This is a genomic window from Amycolatopsis sp. NPDC047767 (assembly GCF_040704195.1).
GTDB lineage: Bacteria > Actinomycetota > Actinomycetes > Mycobacteriales > Pseudonocardiaceae > Amycolatopsis.
Map to the genome: position 1 here is coordinate 46322 of NZ_JBEYSJ010000034.1, position 19188 is coordinate 65509.

The 19188-nt window shown below is 71.5% G+C and carries 13 protein-coding genes; 4 read left to right on the forward strand and 9 right to left on the reverse strand.

The genetic code is table 11. From position 1 onward, the window contains the following. The first annotated feature begins 117 nt into the window (after positions 1-117). Positions 118-5589: a biotin carboxylase N-terminal domain-containing protein gene (locus AB0878_RS39750; RefSeq protein WP_366586401.1), complete on the forward strand. Its 5472-nt coding sequence runs from the start codon at positions 118-120 to the stop codon at positions 5587-5589. A gap of 373 nt (positions 5590-5962) precedes the next feature. On the opposite strand, the gene AB0878_RS39755 is transcribed toward AB0878_RS39750, so the two are convergent. From AB0878_RS39755 to AB0878_RS39765, 3 genes are read right to left on the reverse strand one after another with little or no spacing between them, the layout of a single operon-like run. Continuing rightward, a complete protein-coding gene (locus AB0878_RS39755; RefSeq protein WP_366586403.1) occupies positions 5963-7057 on the reverse strand; it encodes an iron-containing alcohol dehydrogenase in 1095 nt (364 codons plus the stop codon). Positions 7058-7095: 38 nt separating this feature from the next. Further along, on the reverse strand, positions 7096-8595 hold the full coding sequence (locus AB0878_RS39760) for an aldehyde dehydrogenase (RefSeq protein WP_366586406.1): 1500 nt from the start codon (positions 8593-8595) through the stop codon (positions 7096-7098). Next, complete coding sequence (locus AB0878_RS39765; protein ID WP_366586408.1) at positions 8583-9692, reverse strand: mandelate racemase/muconate lactonizing enzyme family protein; 1110 nt, start codon at positions 9690-9692, stop codon at positions 8583-8585. Before AB0878_RS39765 ends, AB0878_RS39760 begins: the two co-directional genes overlap by 13 nt. Before the next feature lie 98 nt (positions 9693-9790). Between AB0878_RS39765 and AB0878_RS39770 the strand changes: the two genes are divergently transcribed. Continuing rightward, positions 9791-10549 carry an IclR family transcriptional regulator gene (locus AB0878_RS39770; protein WP_366586411.1) on the forward strand — a complete coding sequence of 253 codons (759 nt, stop codon included), beginning with the start codon at positions 9791-9793 and terminating at the stop codon, positions 10547-10549. Positions 10550-10793: 244 nt separating this feature from the next. Here AB0878_RS39770 and AB0878_RS39775 read toward each other — a convergent pair whose 3' ends face one another. The 4 genes from AB0878_RS39775 to AB0878_RS39790 all read right to left on the reverse strand — a co-directional run bounded on the left by AB0878_RS39775 (position 10794) and on the right by AB0878_RS39790 (position 15102). Continuing rightward, on the reverse strand, positions 10794-11636 hold the full coding sequence (locus tag AB0878_RS39775) for a PadR family transcriptional regulator (RefSeq protein ID WP_366586413.1): 843 nt from the start codon (positions 11634-11636) through the stop codon (positions 10794-10796). Between the two features lie 277 nt (positions 11637-11913). After that, on the reverse strand, positions 11914-13203 hold the full coding sequence (locus AB0878_RS39780) for an MFS transporter (protein WP_366586415.1): 1290 nt from the start codon (positions 13201-13203) through the stop codon (positions 11914-11916). Between the two features lie 192 nt (positions 13204-13395). Continuing rightward, the gene (locus tag AB0878_RS39785) at positions 13396-13902 is read right to left on the reverse strand and encodes a flavodoxin domain-containing protein (protein ID WP_366586417.1); all 507 of its coding nucleotides are present in this window, start codon (positions 13900-13902) and stop codon (positions 13396-13398) included. A 69-nt stretch (positions 13903-13971) separates the two neighbouring features. Further along, positions 13972-15102 (reverse strand): nitric oxide synthase oxygenase, encoded by a 1131-nt coding sequence (locus AB0878_RS39790; protein WP_366586419.1) that lies wholly within the window; start codon positions 15100-15102, stop codon positions 13972-13974. Between the two features lie 358 nt (positions 15103-15460). Between AB0878_RS39790 and AB0878_RS39795 the strand changes: the two genes are divergently transcribed. Both AB0878_RS39795 and AB0878_RS39800 read left to right on the forward strand, forming a co-directional pair. After that, the gene (locus tag AB0878_RS39795; RefSeq protein WP_366586421.1) at positions 15461-16501 is read left to right on the forward strand and encodes a GTP-binding protein; all 1041 of its coding nucleotides are present in this window, start codon (positions 15461-15463) and stop codon (positions 16499-16501) included. A gap of 107 nt (positions 16502-16608) precedes the next feature. Next, complete coding sequence (locus tag AB0878_RS39800) at positions 16609-16887, forward strand: hypothetical protein (protein WP_366586424.1); 279 nt, start codon at positions 16609-16611, stop codon at positions 16885-16887. A 139-nt stretch (positions 16888-17026) separates the two neighbouring features. Here the strand turns inward: AB0878_RS39800 and ligD are convergent, their stop codons facing one another. Together ligD and AB0878_RS39810 are read right to left on the reverse strand one after the other, a co-directional pair. After that, on the reverse strand, positions 17027-18028 hold the full coding sequence (gene ligD / locus AB0878_RS39805) for a non-homologous end-joining DNA ligase (RefSeq protein ID WP_366586426.1): 1002 nt from the start codon (positions 18026-18028) through the stop codon (positions 17027-17029). After that, positions 18025-19107 (reverse strand): ATP-dependent DNA ligase, encoded by a 1083-nt coding sequence (locus AB0878_RS39810; protein WP_366586429.1) that lies wholly within the window; start codon positions 19105-19107, stop codon positions 18025-18027. Before AB0878_RS39810 ends, ligD begins: the two co-directional genes overlap by 4 nt. Between the last annotated feature and the right edge of the window lie 81 nt (positions 19108-19188).

Below are 19188 nucleotides of genomic sequence, written 5' to 3' on the forward strand. Positions count from 1 at the left end.
CGCCATGCACGACATTGGTGTACCCGCCGGTAAGGGAGCAGGGTGTAAGCGAAGACAGGCGACGATCCGGACACGGACGTCGCCTGCTGCGCGTGGGTACTTGGGAGGCTCAGTCCGGTGTTCAGTCGTGTCGCCATCGTGAACCGCGGGGAAGCCGCAATGCGGTTGATCCACGCTGTCCGAGATCTTTCCGCGGAGACCGGTACACGGATCGAGACGGTCGCCCTTTACACGGACGCGGACCGGTCCGCGACGTTCGTGCGGGAGGCCGACGTGGCCTACTCGCTGGGGCCGGCCTCGGCGCGCCCGTACCTCGATCTCGCCAAGCTGGAAAAGGCGCTGGTCGAGACGAAGGCCGACGCCGCGTGGGTGGGCTGGGGCTTCGTCGCCGAGGACCCGGCGTTCGCGGAGCTGTGCGAGAAGGTGGGGGTCACCTTCATCGGGCCGAGCGCCGACGCCATGCGCCAGCTCGGTGACAAGATCGGCGCGAAGCTGATCGCCGAGGAGGTCGGCGTCCCGGTGGCGCCGTGGAGCCGCGGCGAGGTCGCGACGCTCGAAGACGCGCTGGCGGCCGGTGACAAGATCGGCTACCCGCTGATGCTCAAGGCCACCGCGGGCGGCGGCGGGCGCGGCATCCGCAAGGTGTCCTCGGCCGACGAGCTCACCGACGCCTACGAGCGCACCAGCCAGGAGGCACTGCGCGCGTTCGGCAGCGGCATCGTGTTCCTGGAGCGCCTGGTCACGGGCGCCCGCCACGTCGAGGTCCAGGTGATCTCCGACGGCGAGACCGCGTGGGCGCTGGGCGTGCGCGACTGCTCGGTGCAGCGGCGCAACCAGAAGATCATCGAGGAGTCGGCGTCGCCGGTCCTCTCGCCGGCGCAGACGGCCGAGCTGAAGTCCTCGGCCGAGCGGCTCGCGGTCAAGGTCGGCTACCGCGGCGCGTGCACCGTCGAGTTCCTCTACCACCCGGGCGAGAAGCTGTTCGCGTTCCTCGAGGTGAACACCCGCCTGCAGGTGGAACACCCGATCACGGAGATCACCACCGGCACGGACCTCGTGCGGCTGCAGCTGCACGTCGCGTCGGGCGGCAAGCTCGAGGGCGAGCAGCCCGCCGAGCTCGGCCACGCCGTGGAGGCGCGGCTCAACGCCGAGGACCCCGACCGCGATTTCGCCCCGTCGCCCGGCCACATCGCGCGGCTGCTGCTGCCGGCCGGCCCGGGCATCCGCGTCGACACCGGCGTGAGCGAAGGCGACACGATCCCCGCCGACTTCGATTCGATGATCGCCAAGATCATCGCCTACGGCCGCGACCGCGACCAGGCGCTCGCCCGCCTGCGCCGCGCGATGTCCGAGACCACCGTGATCATCGAGGGCGGCGCCACCAACAAGAGCTTCGTGCTCGACCTGCTCGACCAGCCCGAGGTGATCGACGCCAGCGCCGACACCGGCTGGATCGACCGCGTCCGCGCCGAAGGCCGCCTGGTCACCAGCAAGCACTCCGCGATCGCGCTCGCCGCCGCGGCCATCGAGGCCTACGAGGACGAGGAAGAGATCGCCCGCGTCCGGCTCCTGTCGACCGCGCACGGCGGGCGTCCGCAGGTGCAGTTCGAAAGCGGCCGTCCGCTCGACCTGAAGCTGCGCGGCGTCGCGTACCGGGTGAGCGTCGCGCGCATCGGGCCGAAGCGTTTCCGCGTCGGCATCAGCGGTGGCGGCGACGTGTACCCGGCCGACGTCGAGATCGAGCGCTTCGACTCCCACAGCGGCCAGATCACCGTGAACGGCACGCGCTTCCGCCTCGTCGCCGCCACCCACGGCCCCATCCACCTGGTCGAGGTCGACGGCATCACCCACCGCGTGAGCCGCGACGAGGGAGGGGTCGTCCGCTCCCCCGCGCCCGCGCTGGTGGTCGCGACGCCGCTGTCGGTCGGCGACGAGGTGGACGCGAACGCGCCGATCCTCGTGCTGGAAAGCATGAAGATGGAGACGGTGCTGCGCGCGCCGTTCCGCGCCCGGGTGCGAGAGCTGCCCGTGTCGATCGGCAGCCAGGTCGAGACCGGCGCCGCGCTGATGCGCCTCGAGCCGCTGGCCGACGACGAGGACGCGGCGGAAACCGCCGACGCCGGCGAGACCGTGGAGATCGAGCTGCCCGCCGAGCCCGCGGCCGCCTCCGCCGCCGACCGCGCGGCCCGCGGGCTGCAGGACCTGCGCGGCCTGCTGCTCGGGTTCGACGTCGACCCGCACGACCAGCGCCGCGCGCTCGCGGGCTACCTCGCCGCGCGCGCCGAGCAGGGAGCTTCGCGGCCGCTGGCCGCCGAGGTGGAGCTGCTGGGCGTGTTCGCCGACCTGTCGGAGCTCACGCGCAACAAGCCGGCCGGCGAAGACGTCAGCCCGGCGAGCCCGGTGCACAGCGCCCGTGAGTACTTCCACACGTACCTGCAGAGCCTCGACGTGGAGCGCGCCGGGCTGCCCGAGACGTTCCAGGCCCGCCTGCGCCGCGTGCTCGGCCACTACGGCGTGGCCGACCTGGAGCGCACGCCGGAGCTGGAGGAGGCGGTCTTCCGCATCTTCCTTGCCCAGCAACGGTCTTCGTCGGACGTCGCGATCGTCACGGCGCTGCTGCGGCAGTGGCTCACGGAGGCACCGCCGACCGGCGACCTGCGCGAGGAGGCCGGCCTGGCGCTGGAGCACCTCGTGGCCGCCACGCAGGTGCGCCACCCGGCGGTGAGCGACTTCGCCCGCGGTGTGGTGTTCCGCTGGTTCGCCCAGCCGCTGCTGCGCCGCGCCCGCGCGGAGGTCTACGCCGAGGTCCGCCGGAGCCTGAAGTACCTCGACCACAACCCGGACGCGCCGGACCGCGCGAAGCTCATCGCCGGCATGGTGTCGAGCTCCGAGCCGCTGGTGCGGCTGCTCGGCCAGCGCATCGACCGGCCCGGCACGGATCCCGCGCCGTTGCTGGAAGTTCTCACCCGGCGTTACTACGGCAACAAGAGCCTGTCCGAAATCGAACGGCGCGAGGTCGCCGAGTGTGTGTTCGTCACCGCGGAGCACGCCGAGCCCGCGCGGGTGGTCACGACGGCCGTCGACTTCGCGCGGCTGCCCGCCGCCGTCCGCGCCGCGGGTGAGCTGGCGAGCGACGCCGGCAGCTACGCCGTGGCCGACATCTACGTGACATGGGCCGACCAGCCCGACTCCGACACGATGGCCGCGCGGCTCGGCGAGGTCCTCGCCGCGCAGCCGCTGCCGGAGGCGATCACTCGCGTCACCACCACCGTCGCCGGGGGCGGCGGGGCCGTGATGCATCACCACTTCACCTTCCGCCGCGGTGGCGACGGGTTCGCGGAGGACCGGCTGATCCGCGGCCTGCACCCGCGCGTCGCCGAGCGCATGCAGCTGGAGCGGCTGCAGGAGTTCGACCTCACGCGCCTGCCTTCGGCCGACGAAGAGGTGTACCTGTTCAAGTGCGTCGCGCAGGCCAACCCCGCCGACGAGCGGCTGGTCGCGTTGGCGCAGGTGCGTGACCTCACGCCGCTGCGCGAGGCCGACGGCCGGCTCGTGTCGCTGCCCGCGGCCGAGGACACGCTGGCCGCGTGCCTCGACGCGATCCGCAACGTGCAGGCGCAGCGCCCGGCCCGGAAACGCTTCGACACCAACCGGATCGTCGTCTACGTGTGGCCGCCGAGCGACCTGACCATGGACGAGCTGAACCTGCTCGCCCAGCGCGTGCTGCCGTCGACGGCGGGCGCGGGTGTGGAGGAGATCCAGTTCCTGGCACGGCGGCGCAACCCGGAGACGGGCGAGCTGACCGAGCTGGCCGTGACGATCCGCAGCGAGGCCGGCTCGGGCGTGCGCCTGTCGGTCGGCGAGCCGTCGCAGGAGCCGGTGCAGCCGCTGGACGACTACCGCCAGAAGGTGCTGCGCGCGGCGCGGCGCGACACCGTGTACCCGTACGAGCTCACCGACCTGCTCGCCGGCGGGGGCACGTTCACCGAGCACGACCTCGACGACTCCGGCGCCCTGGTGCCGGTCGAGCGGCCGAAGGGGCGCAACAAGGCCGGGATCGTCGCGGGGGTCGTCTCGACGCCGACCGAGCGGGTGCCCGAGGGTGTCACGCGGGTGGTGCTGCTGGGCGACCCGACGAAGTCCCTCGGCGCGCTCGCGGAGCCGGAGTGCGCGCGGGTGATCGGCGCGCTCGACCTGGCCGAGCGGATGCAGGTGCCCGTCGAGTGGTTCGCGCTGTCGTCCGGCGCCAAGATCTCCATGGACTCCGGCGTGGAGAACATGGACTGGATCGCGGCGGCGCTCAAGCGGATCGTCGAGTTCACGCAGGACGGCGGCGAGATCAACATCGTCGTCTCCGGCATCACCGTCGGCGGCCAGCCGTACTGGAACGCCGAAGCCACGATGCTCATGCACACCAAGGGAATCCTGGTCATGACGCCGGATTCGGCGATGGTGCTCACGGGCAAGCAGTCGCTCGACTTCTCCGGTGGCGTGTCGGCCGAGGACAACTTCGGCATCGGCGGCTACGACCGCGTGATGGGCCCGAACGGCCAGGCGCAGTACTGGGCGCCGAACCTGGCGGGCGCGCGCGACGTGCTGATGTCGCACTACGACCACACATACGTCGTGCCGGGCGAACCCGGCCCGCGCACCGCGGTGACGGCGGACCCGGTCAGCCGCGACATGTCGGACTTCCCGCACGCGATCGTCGGCAGCGACTTCACCACGGTGGGCCAGATCTTCTCGGCCGAGCACAACCCGGACCGGAAGAAGCCGTTCGACATCCGCACGGTGATGCGCGCACTGTCCGATCAGGACCACCCGGTGCTGGAACGCTGGGCCGGCATGGCCGACGCGGACACCGCGGCCGTGCAGGACGTCCACATCGGCGGGCACCCCGTGTGCCTGCTCGGCATCGAGTCGCGCTCGGTGCCGCGCCGCGGCTTCCCGCCCACCGACGGCCCGGACACCTACACCGCGGGCACCCTGTTCCCGCGTTCGTCCAAAAAGGCCGCCCGCGCGATCAACTCGGCCAGCGGCAACCGTCCGCTGGTGGTGCTGGCGAACCTGTCGGGCTTCGACGGCTCCCCCGAGTCCATGCGCAAGCTGCAGCTGGAGTACGGCGCCGAGATCGGCCGCGCGATCGTCAACTTCGACGGCCCGATCGTGTTCACCGTGATCTCCCGCTACCACGGCGGGGCGTTCGTGGTGTTCTCCAAGGCCCTCAACCCGAACATGACGGTGCTCGCCCTGGAGGGCTCCTTCGCCTCCGTGCTGGGCGGCGCGCCGGCCGCCGCGGTCGTGTTCTCGGGCGAGGTCAACACCCGCACGGCGAACGACCCGCGGGTCTCCGCGCTACAGGCCCGCCTGGGCGAACTCAGCGGCGCCGAGCGCGCGGCCTGCGCGGCCGACCTGGCGGAGGTGCAGTCGTCCGTGCGCGCCGAGAAGCTGGGCGAAGTGGCCGCCGAGTTCGACCGCGTGCACAGCATCCAGCGCGCCGTCGAGGTCGGCTCGGTCGACGCGATCGTCAGCGTGGCGGACCTGCGGCCGCGGATCGTGGAGGCGATCGAGCACGGGTTGAAGCGCTGAGGTTTGTGGGAAACGCCGGGCTCCGGGTGGGGTCCGGCGTTTTTCTTTGTCCTCAGTAGACGGAGGTGCGGCAGCCGGACGCGAGGACGGCACTTCAGGCTCGCCGAGACGCGGCGACCTGCGAGTGCGGCCTCGACCGGACGCCGGCCTTCACCTCTCGGCGGCGCGGCGGTTGGATGCGCGACCGGCACGTCCTCAGTAGACAGAGGTGCGGCAGCCGGACGCGAGGACGGCACTTCAGGCTCGCCGAGACGCGGTGCCTTGCGGGTGCGGCCTCGACCGGGCGCGGGCCTTCGCCCCTCAGTGGTGCCGCAAGCCGTGCGCACCACCAAGGCGGATCGGTGCGGCCGTTCGAGGTCCGGCCGGGTTGTGCTCAGTAGACGGAGGCGAGTAGCTCCTCGACCTCGGCTTGGTGTGGTGGGCGGGGAGCGTTTTTCGTCACCGCGTCGGCCAGGGCGGTTGCGGCCAGCGTGGGCAGGTCGGCGCGGGTGAGGCCGAGGTCGCGGAGGGGGCGTTTGAGGTGGACGGCCGTGGAGATCGCGTGGACGGCGTCGAGGGCGGTGGGGGCGCCGAGGGAGGCGGCGACCTGGGCGTAGGCGGTGGCCGCGAACGGGGCGGTGTAGGTCATGACCTCCTCGAGGACCGCGGCCAGCGCGACGCCGTGCGGGGTGCCGGTGCGGGCGGTGATGGCGTGGCCGAGGCCGTGGACCAGGCCGAGGCCCGAGCGGGTCAGGGCGTGGCCCGCGAGGTGAGCGCCGAGCATGAGGTGGGAGCGGGCCTCCAGGTTGGCGCCGTCGCGGTAGGCGGTGGGGAGCCAGGTGCCGACGAGGGTGAGGGCGCGGGCGGCGTCGGCGCGTGACGTGGCGTCGGCGCCGAGGGAGGCGAGGGATTCGACGCCGTGGACGAGGGCGTCGAAGCCGGTGGCGGCCGTGATCGGGGCGGGGAGGCCGAGTGTGAGCTCCGGGTCGAGCACGGCGATGCGCGGGCGGACCGAATCGTGTCCGATGTAGACCTTGCGGCGGGCGCACACGTCTTCCACCACGCCGAAGCCGTTGGTCTCCGCGCCGGTCCCGGACGTCGTGGGCACGGCGATGATCGGCAGACCGTCCGAAGCGGACCACAGCGTGTCGGCGTCGGCGGCGAGCGAGCCGGGGTTGCCGGCCAGCAGTGAGATGCCCTTGGCCGCGTCCAGCGCGGACCCGCCGCCGAGGGCGATCACGACGGGCACGCCGTGCTCGCGCAGGCGGGCGGCGCCGCGGTCGAGCTCCGTCGTCGCGGGGTTGGGGCCGATGTCCTCGTGCACCACGCATTCCACGCCGGCGGCGGAGAAGATCTTCTCCACGCGCCCGACGATGCCCGTCGCGCGCAGGCCGCGGTCGGTCACCACGAAGACCCGCGATCCGCCCAGCTCGGCGGCGAACTCCGGCAGCCGTTCGACGAAGCCGGGCCCGAACTCGGTCCGCACCACCGTGCCCCCTTCCCGTTCGAGGTGGACAAGTCGACAACTCAGGCGAGATCGAGCCAAGTGGTCTTCAGCGCCGTGTACGCGTCGAGCGCGTGCAGCGATTTGTCGCGCCCCGCACCGGTCGCCTTGAACCCGCCGAACGGGGTGATGACGTCGCTCGCGTCGAACGTGTTCACCCACACGGTGCCCGCGCGAAGCCGCTTGGCGACGCGGTGGGCCGTGGTGACGTCGCGCGTCCAGACGGAGGCGACGAGGCCGTAGTCGGTGTCGTTGGCGAGCCGGACTCCTTCGTCGACATCACCGTCGTACGTGAGCACCGCCAGCACCGGCCCGAAAATCTCCTCGCGCGCGACGACCGCGTCGGGGCGGACGCCGTCGAGCACCGTCGGCTCGAGGTAGCTGCCGCCGGTCTCGGCGAGCACGCGATTTCCGCCCAGCACGAAGGAAGCGCCCTGCTCGCGGCCCGTGTCGAGGTAGCCGACGACGCGGTCGAGCTGCACCTCGTCCACGAGCGGGCCGAGCACCGTCGCGGGGTCCAGCGGGTCACCGACGCGGAACGTCTCGCGGGTGATCTTCGCGACCTCGGCCAGCAGCCGGTCCTTCAGCTCCGCCGGCACGATCACGCGCGAGCCGGCGTTGCAGGTCTGCCCGGCGTTGTAGAAGATGCCCCACGTGACGGCCGAAGCGGCGGCCGGCAGGTCCGCGTCACGCAGGATCAGCTGCGGCGACTTGCCGCCGGCCTCCACGGCGACCTGCTTGCCGTTGGACTCCCCCGCGTAGACCTGGAACAGCCGCGCCACCTCGGGCGAGCCGGTGAACGCGATCTTGTCGACGTCCGGGTGCCGGCCGAGCGCCTGGCCGGTGACCTCGCCGCGGCCGGGCACGACGTTGAGCACCCCGTCGGGCAGGCCGGCCTCGCTGGCGAGCCGCGCGAGCACGAGCGTGGCCAGCGACGTCTGCTCCGCAGGCTTGAGTACCACGGAGTTTCCGGTCGCCAGTGCCGGGCCGAGCTTCCACGACGCGATGAGCAGCGCGTAGTTCCACGGCACCACCGCGCCCACGACACCGAGCGGCTCGCGGGTGATCAGGGCGAGGGCGTTGCCGGGAGTGGGCGCGACCTCGTCGTAGGTCTTGTCGACGGTTTCCGCGTACCAGGCCAGGGTTTCCGCCGTCTTGGCGACGTCGACGCGCAGGGCCTCGGCGATCGGTTTGCCCATTTCGAGGGTGTCGAGGAGAGCGAGCTCGCCGGCGTGGTCCTGGACGAGCTCGGCCCAGCGCAGAAGGATCCGCTTGCGGTCGCGCGGCGGGAGTTCGCGCCAGCGGCCGTCTTCGAAGGCCTCGCGGGCGGCGCGCACGGCGCGGTTGACGTCGTCAGCACCGCAGTCGGCCACGTGGGCCAGCACGCGGCCGTCGCGGGGCGAGGTGGACGGGAAAGTGTTTCCGGACAACGGGTCCACGAACCCGCCGGCGATGAAGGGCCGGGTCTCAGGGGTCAGGTTGCGCGCTGCGGCGAGCCAGTCTTCGTAGGTCAGATCCGCCATAGGTCCACCGCCTCCTCGTCGAGTTCGACGCCGAGCCCGGGCCGCGGCGGCACGGTGAGCTCGCCGCCCGGGGTGATCGTCAGGGGTTCGGCCAGCATGAAGTCGCGACGCTGCGGGGTCCAGCCCGGCGGGTCGTACGGGAACTCCAGGTACGGGCCGGCGCCGACACCCGCGGCCAGCGCGAGGTTCGCGAGCAGGCCGATGCCGTTGGTCCAGCTGTGCGGGGTGAACGCGCGGTGCTTCAGCTGTGCCACCTCGGCGAGGGTGCGGGCGCGGTGCATTCCCACCGCGAGCACGGCGTCCATTTGGTAGACATCGAGCACGTCCTGTTCGAGATAGCGCAGCAGGTCGGGCACGGAGTGGTGCATTTCTCCCGCGGCGATGCGAAGTCCGGGGTTTTCCGAACGCAGCGTGCGAAAACCTTGAACATCGGCGTAGGGCAAGGGTTCCTCGACCCAGAACACGTCGAGCTCGGCCAGGCGGCGCACGAGCCGGCGGGTCGCGGCGAGATCGGTGGCGGGCGCGGTGTCGCCGGCCATGCGCCAGGACTGGTTGAGATCCACCATGATGTGAAAATTCGAACCGAGAGCATCACGCACGGCGGCGACGGTCTCCACGCCCTCGTCGGCGCGGTCGCGGTCGATGCGGATCTTGAGCGCGCGGAACCCTGCTTCCCTGGCCTGTTGCGCTGACTCGACACGTTCGGCCGGCGGTTTGAGCTCCGCCGAGGAAGCGTAGACGGGCAGCGACCGGGCGGAGTTCCCGAAGAGCGTGGCGACGGGCAGGCCCGCGACCTGGCCGATGACGTCCCACAGCGCGGCTTCGAGCGGCCAGTAGCGGCCGCCGTGGAAGTTGGCCGTCTCGATGGCCTTGACGTGGCGGACGATGTCGAGCGGATCGGTGCCGACGAACAGGTGCTCGACGGCTTCGAAGCCCGCCATCGTGTCGCCGGAGCCGATGCCGGTGATGCCTTCGTCGGTGCGGACGCGCACGATCGTGGCGTCGAAGTGCCGCCGGGGCTCGGGGTCCCACGCCGCGTGCAGCGGGGGGTCGAGCGGCAGGCGCAGGCGGTCGAGGGTGATCGCGGTGATCTTCATCGGCTTCGACGCTACGAGTGCGCCGGGCGGGCCGACAAGGGTGCGCGGGACATCGCAACGTGTGTTGCGCTCAGGCCAACTCGGTTTAGGGTTCGGCCATGACTGCGTCGGGGTACGGCCTGCGCCGCGACCTCGACCTGCTCGAGGCGCTGGCGTCGGCCGAGGCCCAGCGCGCGGGCGGCCTCGGCGTGGTGCGGCTGGCCGCGGTGACCGGGCGCGAGAAGAGCCAGGTTTCGCGCGCGCTCAAGGCACTGGCCCTGGAAGGCGTGGTCGAGCGCGACCCCGACACTCTCCGCTATCGCATGGGCCGGCGTCTGTTTTCGCTGGTCGCGCGCAGTGCCGAGGACCGTCTCGTGCGGGCCGCCGAGCCCGTGATGCACTCGCTGTCGGCGGATCTGGAGGAGACGAGCCACCTGTGTGTGCTGCGCGACCGCGAGGTGCTGACGCTGCTTTCGGTGTCGGGGCACTCGTTCCGCGTCCACGAATGGGAGGGCCGCGGCGTCCCGGCCGCTCGCACCTCCGCCGGGCGCGTGCTGCTGTTCGACGCGACGCCGGACGAGCTCTACGTGCGCTTCCCGGACCACCCGGCGCTGCCCACGTTGTGGACCACGATCCGGGCCGCCCGTGACAAGGGGTTCGCCCGGGTGGTGGAGGAGTTCGAGCCCGGGCTGTCCGGCGTCTCGGCTCCGGTGCGGGACTTCCGGGGTCGGGTGGTGGCGGCGTTGAACATCTCGGCGCCGCACGCGCGAATCGGTTCACGGCTGGACGAGGCCGGGGCCCGGACCGTGGCGGCGGCGGATGTGGTTTCGGCGCACCTGGGCTGGGAACCGGAACCCCCGCCGGGCCGGATGACCTGAGGTGCACCGGAGTCTCGGCGGTGGCATCGAACCCCAGGTGGTTCAGGAGGGTGCTTCGATGCCGGGCAGTTGTTTCGGGGCAACGGAACGAACCGGGACTGGTGCGCCGGGCAGGCCGGTGGCGGGTGTCGATGCGTCACCACGAGCGGCAGGCGACCAGGACCGGGTCGAGCGTGACCCGGTCCTGGTGCCGGCGTGGCGGACGGGCGCCGAGTCCAGTGTGGACTCGACGCCCGTCCGGCGGTCAGTCTTCGGAGTCGTCCTGGTCTTCGGCGAGGAGGGCGTAGAGGCGGCGGCGCGCGTCGGCGAGGATCTTGCGCATCTCGGTGGCCTGAGAGTCGGTGCCGGTGTACGCGACCTGGCCCGCGGCGGCCCAGAGGTCGCCGAGCTGCTTGTGCAGGGCGGCGAAGCGGTCGGCGGCCGGGTCGTCCTCGGGAGCGTGGGACGCCCAGAGCGCCGCGAACTCCTCCTCGCGGCCCGCGACGTGCTCGCGCCCCGTCTCGGTCAGCTGCGCGACGCGGCGGCCGCCTTCCTCGGTCGAGCGGACGAGACCCTCGTCCTCCAGCTGCTGCAGGATCGGGTAGATCGAGCCCGGGCTGGGGCGCCACTCTTCGTTCGAGCGGCGGCGGATTTCCTGCATGAGCTGGTAGCCGTGCATCGGACCTTCGGCGAGCAGGGCCAGCACCGCCGGGCGCACAGGCCGCGCCGGTCCCCGTGACCCGCGGCCGCCCCACTGACGGCCGTCGAACCAGGCGCGCGGACCGCCGGGGCCGCCCGGGAAACCTGGTCCACCGGGAAACCCGGGCCCCGGCGGAACCGGCGGCATCGGCGGCGGCGGAAACCCGCCCGGCCCGCGCGCCGCATCGGGCGCAAAGCCGAAGGGCTCACCGGGGCCGTGGTGGGGGCCGGGCCCGTGATGGCCGCCGAAGAACTCGGGGGCGCCGGGGCCGTGGTGCTCGAATGCGTGGTGCTCGCCGTGGCCGGGGGCGTGGTGTTCGAAGCCGAAGTGGGCAGTGTGGTGGTGGCCGTGGCGCTCGGGGCCACCGAAGCCGCTGAACATGTGGTGGGCGCCTGCTGTCCTGGTCATGAGAATCCCTTCGTGTGCTATCGCCGACATAGCCACGATATATCGGCGCACTATCGTCGGCAACCCCGCAGGTCAGAGCGTTGAAGGGTGACTTTGAGGCCGTCCGGGCCACAGATCGGCGCCCGCCGGCGTGCGGATCAGCATGGTGATCCGCACCGGTGGGTGCGCCCGGCTGACGGGTCGCGCGTTGGACGCGAGCGGCGAAGGGGCAGCCGCAGCGGAACCGGCCTTTCCGTGCTGCCCGAGAGCCGGGCAGCACGGGAAGGGCCGACCGGTACTACTGCACGCTCGTCGCCGGCGCGGTGGTGGCCGCTTCGCCGCCGAAGCGGATGGACTTGGCTTCCTTGCCGACGGCGGTCAGCACGGCGACGCCGACCAGCGCCGGGATGACTGTCCACAAGAGAGCGGCCGAATAGCCCTGCGACTGGGCGATGGCTTCCTGGATCGGCAGGTTCAGCGCGGCCAGCAGGTTGCCCAGCTGATACGTGACGCCGGGGTAGAAGCCGCGGATCGCGTCGGGGGACATTTCGGTGAGGTGGGCCGGGATGACGCCCCAGGCGCCCTGCACCATGATCTGCATGAGGAACGACCCGAGGGCCAGCATGCCGGCGCCGTGGTCGAAGGCGAAGATCGGGATGATCGGCAGGCCCAGCACGGCGGCGCTGACGATGGTCACACGCCGCCCGAAGCGTTCGGACAGGGCGCCGAACGTGAGGCCGCCGATGATCGCGCCGATGTTGTAGATCACGGCGATCCACGTGCTCGTCGACGCGCTCAGGCCGGCGCCGCCGTGGTCGGTGGACTTGAGGAACGTCGGGTACACGTCCTGCGTGCCGTGGCTGAGCCAGTTGAACGCCGTCATCAGGATGATCAGGTACACAAAGCGGCGGATCACCTTGCCGTTGAGCAACACGTCCTTTACCGACGTGCGGGTGACCCGCATCTTCTCCTGCGCCGCCTCCCACACCTCGGATTCCTTGACGCGGGCGCGGATCAGCAGGCTGATGAGCGCCGGGAACACGCTCAGCACGAAGATCCAGCGCCAGTCCAGGTCGAGCGCGGTGTGGAACAGCAGGTACGCCAGCGCGGCCACGAGGTAGCCGCTCGAGTAGCCGGCCTGCAGCACGCCCGAGAAGAACCCGCGCCGCTGCACCGGAATCTTCTCCATGGCCAGCGCCGCGCCCAGGCCCCACTCGCCACCCATGCCGATGCCGTAGATGAACCGCAGGATCAGCAGCACGGTGAAGTTCGGCGCCACCGCGCAGAGCACGCCGGCGACCGAGTACAGCAGCACATCCACCATCAACGGGATCCGCCGGCCGACGCGGTCCGCCCACAGCCCGAACACCAGCGCCCCCACCGGCCGCATCACGAGCGTCGCCGTGGTGATGAACGCGAGCTGCGTCGCCGTCGCGCCGAAGGACTTGTCCTTGGCGATGTCGGCCAGGATGAACACGACCAGGAAGTAGTCGAACGCGTCCATGGTCCACCCGAGCCAGGCGGCGATGAACGCGTTGCGCTGGTCGGAGGTGAGTTTGGGTTTCTTGCCCGCCGTGGCATCCGGCACCGGAGTCCCCCTGCTCGTTGGTGAGTTTCGAGGTGTCGCCGGTGTTGGTCTACACCTGAGTGAGTGACCGGGCAACCGATGTGATTTGGCGGTTTTGGTGTCATTCAAGGGGTTTGCGCGGATTCCGGCACGGCCGAAGCAGGGCACGCGACGATCGGGAAGACGCTCGTCACAGGTGAAACGGGCAGGTGGTCAGAGAGAAACGTGCGAGCTCACGTGGTGGCCGACATCGCGGGCCCACGTGCGGATTCGCGCCCAGTCACGGAAATCGCCGGCACGGGACCCACGCGCCATCAGCCGCGGCAGAATCCCCCGGACGAGCGCGGGGTCCAACCGCCCGCCGAACGTGGTGGTGCGTTCCGCGTCGATGCTCGCCGCCAGGAGGGCCACGGACGCGGGCAGGCTCACGTGCACGAGGGACGCGCCGGGGCCGCACGGGCCACTGTGGAAGAGCCAGACCTGGCGTTCACGCAAGGCTTCCACGTTGCGCTCCAGCAACCGCACGGCCGACGGGCGCCAGCGCGAGTAGTACAGCGCGCTCCCGACCACCACGGCCGCATAGCCCGCCACGTCGGCGACGTCGGCCGCGTCCCGCGTGTCCACGGTGTGGCCGAGGGCGTGCAGCTCCTCCGAGACCACCTCGGCGATCTCGCGGGTGCCGCCGTTCTTGCCTGCGTGGGCGACGAGCACTGCGGTCATGTCCCCATTGTCCGCCCTCCGCGGACCGTCGGCGCCCCCAGTTCGCAGGGATCCGCCGAACGGCTGTTCTCATTGACCAGGGAGCAGGAACGCCGGCCGCGTCGCGGGGTCGGGTTCGTCGTAGTAGCGGTGGAAAACCGGGGTCTGCGCGCCGGAAATCGGTGGCACGAGCCAGCTCCAGTCGGCCGGGCACGACCGGCCCGCTCGCTCCTCGCGCTCGAGGTGCGTCAGGAACCGCTGTGACTCCGAGTGGTGGTCGGCGATGGTGACCCCCGCTTGGTCGAACGAATACTGCACGGCCAGCGTCAGCTCCACGAGCGCACGGTCGCGCCACAGCGTGCGGTCGTCGTCCGTGGCCAGGCCCATGAGGCCGGCGATGACGGGGAGCAGGTTGTAGCGCGCGACGTCGGCGAGGTTGCGCGCGCCGATCTCCGTGGCCATGTACCAGCCGTTGAACGGCGCCGCGGAGTAGCGCACGCCGCCGATCTCCAGCGGCATGTTGCTGATGGCGGGCACGGCGTGCCAGCGCAGGCCGAGGCCGGCGAACCAGCGGTGGTCCGGGTGCGTGAGCGGCACCTCCAGCACGGCGTCGGCGGGCAGGCCGAACAGCTGCGGCGAACCCGGTTCCGCCTCGACGAGCAGCGGGAGCACGTCGAACGAACCGCGCCGCTCGGGCGGGCGCCAGCCCAGCTCGCGCACGGTGTCGGTGAACTCGACGAACTGCGGATCGCCCAGCACGGAGCCGTCTTCGAGGCGGTAGCCGGCGTAGCGGATGAGCTGGTCGTTGTGGATGCGCGGGCCGGGCGTGGTCGGGCTGTCCGGCGCGAACACCGTGAGCGTGGGCCGGATCCGGCCGCCGCGGGTCGCTTCGCGCAGGTGCGTGACGCATTCGGCGGCGACTCCCGCGGCTTCGCGCACGTCGCGCCGGTCGCGCACGCGCAGGCCGCGCCAGTAGAGCCGGCCGATGCAGCGGGCGGAGTTGCGCCACGCCACGCGCGCGCCGTGGGCCAGTTCGGCGTGGGTGTGCCGGTAGGAACCGGTTTCGGCGATCTCCTCCTTGATCTGCGCGAGCCGCTCGTCGACGCGCAGGCCGGGCACGGCGGCTTCCGCGTGGCAGAGCCGGATGAATTCCTCGGCCTCGCCGTATTCGACGGTTGTCACCCTTTCGGGCGCCAACGGTGCGTCGAAATTCACTCGCATGGACGCAATGGTCACCGGGCTACTCCACTGGCAGAAAGCACAACCCGCGACACGCAGGCAAGACCCACTGTTCCTCCGTCATTCGGTGCTGATCCGAGCCGGCGGCGACAAATCCCGTAGCCCCAAGGGTTTCGCCAGAACGGGAAGCGTACCCGAAGCGGCGTTCCAGGCAACCGCCGAATGTGCCGGGCACCGCCCGCGAAATGCGGAATTCGCAGGTAGGCGGCGGTGCTGCGGGCGCGGAAATAATTGCGTCACCTCGACCTTGCACAATGTGTCCGGAAATTGATCACGACCTGGAAGCGGTTCCGTGATCACTTGGCGGTAAGGTCGGTGCGACGGCGGGAGGGGTGTGATCGTGGCCAGGCAGCGGATCCCGGTGGTCCTCGTCACGGGGTTCCTCGGCTCGGGCAAGACCACGATGCTCAACCACCTGCTCGCCAACCGACAGGGCGCACGGGTCGGCGTGGTGGTCAACGACTTCGGCAGCGTGAACATCGACGCGCTCGCCGTGTCCGGCCAGGTCGACACCATGGTCTCCCTCGGCAACGGCTGTCTCTGCTGCGCCGTCGACGCGAGCGGGCTCGACGCGATGCTCGGGCGGCTGTCGAGCTCCGAAGCCGGCATCGACGTGATCGTGGTCGAGGCCAGCGGCATCGCCGAGCCGCGCGACCTGCTGCGGCTGATGATCGCGAGCGAGAACCCCGACATCCGCTACGGCGGCCTCGCCGAAGTCGTCGACGCCGCGGAGTTCGGCAGCACCCGCGAACGCCACCCCGAGCTGGCCGACCACCTGCGCATCGCCGACCTGGTCGTGGTCAACAAGGCCGACCGCGTCACGGCCGACGAGCTCGCCAAGCTGACCGCGACCGTCGAGGAGTTCGCGCCGGGCGTGCCGGTGCTGGTGACCGACCACGGCCGGGTGGACCCGGAGCTGTTCTTCGACCCGAAGCCGCGCGAACGCTTCGGCCAGCTGTCCTTCGACGACCTGCGCGAAGACGACCACGACCACTCGCAGCACCTCCACGCGGCCTACGAGAGCGTCACCTTCACCGCCGACCGCCCGCTGTCGCCGCGGCGGCTGCTGGCATTCCTCGAACAGCGCCCGCCCGGCCTCTACCGCGTCAAAGGCCACGTGGACCTGGGCCCGCGCGCGCGGTTCGGGCTGCACACCGTGGGCGCGTTCATCCAGCTCGACCGCTCCCCCTGGCCCGCGGGACGGCCACACGGCACCGAGCTCGTGCTGATTGGCGCCGGCCTCGACGCCGACGACGTCACGCGGCGCCTCACCGAGTGCGTGGCCGAAACCGACGAGATCGACGAACGCGGCCTGCTGCGGATCTTGCGTTACCTCAACGAACCGGCGCCTGACCAGGCAGAAGAGTCTCCAGAGGACTGAGCGCGCCACGCCGAACACCGCCAAACGCACGGATTCCCGCACCGCGCGACGGAAGATGGCTGTGACGAAGGAATGAAGCTGAACCGGCCTCCCAGGAGGACAGTTCCATGGCGACAATCCCCACAGTCCACACCGCGACGCGCTGGTACCTCGTCGGCGCCCTCCCCGACGACGCGCCCGTCGCCCATCTCATGACCCGCGCCGGCGACCTGCGCTACCGCCGCTCGGTCTGCGGCGAACGCGAGTCCCGCACGTGGACGCCGGTCGACCTCACGGCCCCGGGCACCGGCGACGTCACCCCGTGCCCCACCTGCGCCGCGACCCTGTCCGGCGCACCACCAAAAGACGGCGACGGTCAGCTGGCGTTCGACCTGCCGTTCGCGTGACGCGCGAGGTCTTCGGCGGAGCAGCCGCTCTCCGGGTCGTTCTCGCGCGGCGGGAACGCGGGGATCCGCCGGTCGCCTTCGCGCTCGTACACCCGCCTCGCCGCGGGCTGCCGCACACCGGTCTCGAGCCGCACCCGGCTCAGCTCTTCTTCGCGCGGCTCGGCGCCACGCGCGGCGGCTCGCCCGGCATCTTCGGGTACACCGGCGGCCAAGGGGCGTCCATCAGGCCCGATGCGAGGTCCGCCCGGGACAGCTCCAGCAGCGGTTCGATGGACTGCGGCCGGTCGTTCGCGCCGGCCCAGGGGTCGCCGTGTTCGGCGACGAGAGCGGGCACCGAGGTCAGGGTGAGTGTGTCCGGGATGACAGTGGCGAGGTCGGCCCACGAGATCGGCGTGGACACCTGGCCGCCGACGCGCGGGCGGACGCACCACGCGCCGAAGACCGTTTTGTGCGGGGCGTTCTGGTTGAAGTCGACGAAGACGCGCGCGCCGCGTTCCTCCTTCCACCACTGGGCCGTGATGAGGTCCGGGTGGCGGCGTTCGAGGGCCCGCGCGAGGGCGACCGCGGCGGCGCGGACCTGGTAGCCGTCCCAGCGGGGTTCGAGGATGGCGTAGAGGTGCAGGCCGCGCGAGCCGGAGGTCTTCACGTGGACCTCGATGCCCAGCTCGGTCAGGAACTCGCGCACGAGCACCGCCGCGTCGCGCAGCTGCGGGAAGCCGATGCCGGGCGACGGGTCGAGGTCGATCCGCAGCTCGTCGGCGATGTCGAGCGACGCGGCACGGTTGGGCCACACGTGGAAGCCGAGGCAGCCCTGGTTCACGGCCCACAGCACGTGGGCGAGGTCGGCGGCCACGAGGGCGTCGCTGGTCGTGCCGTTGGGCGTGGAGACGACGGTGGTGGTCAGCCACTTCGGGGCGGTCTTGGGGACGCGTTTCTGAAACCAGCTCTTGCCGCCGGCACCGTCCGGGTAGCGCTCCAGCAGCAGCGGGCGGCCGCCGAGGCGGTCGAGCAGCGGGCCGGCCACGGCCTGGTAGTAGCGCACGAGGTCGAGCTTCGTCTCGCCGCGCTCGGGGAAGTACACCTTGTCCGGGCTCGAGATCGTCAGCTCGACACCGTCGAGCTCCAGCACCACGCCGCTCATCTCGTCTCCCCGAACAACGTCGCCAGCTCGGCCGGCGGCGCCTCCTCCAGCTGCGCGTACGTGCACGAAGCCGGGTCACGGTCGGGGCGGAAGCGCACGAGCCGCCCGCCGTGGCGGAACCGGCCGCCCTGCAGGTGCTCGTAGCGGACCTCCGCGACCCACTCCGGCCGCACGGCCTCCCACGACAGGTCCTTCTGCGGCGCCCACCGGCTGTTCGCGCCGGGCCGGCGGCCGGGCTCGGGCTCGTACTCGGCCCAGGTGCGCCACGGGTGGCCCTCCAGCGCGTTCTCCCGCAACGGCGCCAGCTCCTCGACCAGCTCGCGGCGCCGCTTGGCGGTGAAACTGCTGGCCACGCCCACGTGGTGCAGCGCGCCGGCGTCGTCGAACAGGCCGAGCAGCAGCGAACCCACGCCCTGCCCGTCCTTGTGCCAGCGGAACCCGGCGACGACGCAGTCGGCCGTGCGTTCGTGCTTGACCTTCCACATCACGCGTTTGTCCTGCTCGTACGGCTGATCGGCCGGCTTGGCCATCACACCGTCGAAGCCGGCGCCCTCGAAGCGGGTGAACCAGTCCTCGGCCGTGTCCGGATCCGTGGTCAGCGGCGTCAGGTGGACGCGCTGCAGGCCGCCGGACGGGTTGTCGCCGAGCAGGTCTTCCAGCATCCGCCGGCGCGTGCGGAACGGTTCCCCGGTGAGATCGCGCTCGCCCAGGGCCAGCAGGTCGAACGCGATGAAACTCGCCGGCGTCTCCTCGGCCAGTTTCCGCACGCGGCTCGCCGCCGGGTGCAGCCGCAGCTGCAGCGACTCGAAGTCCAGGCCCCGCGGCGTGACCAGCACGATCTCGCCGTCGACCACGCACTTCTCCGGCAGCGCGTCGCCCAGCAGCTCGACCAGCTCGGGGAAGTAGCGCGTGAGCGGGCGGTCGTTGCGCGAACCCAGCTCCACCTCGGCGCCGTCGCGGAACACGACGCAGCGGAACCCGTCCCACTTGGGCTCGAACCAGAGCCCCTCGGTCCTCGGGACCTCGTGCACGGCCTTGGCGAGCATCGGCCGCACGGGCGGCATCACGGGAAGCTCCACGCGCCGATCCTAGGCCGAGCCGCCGCTGACCAGCACCGTTTTGACCTTCCTCGCCCGTTCGGGAAGAAGTTTCCCCGCTGC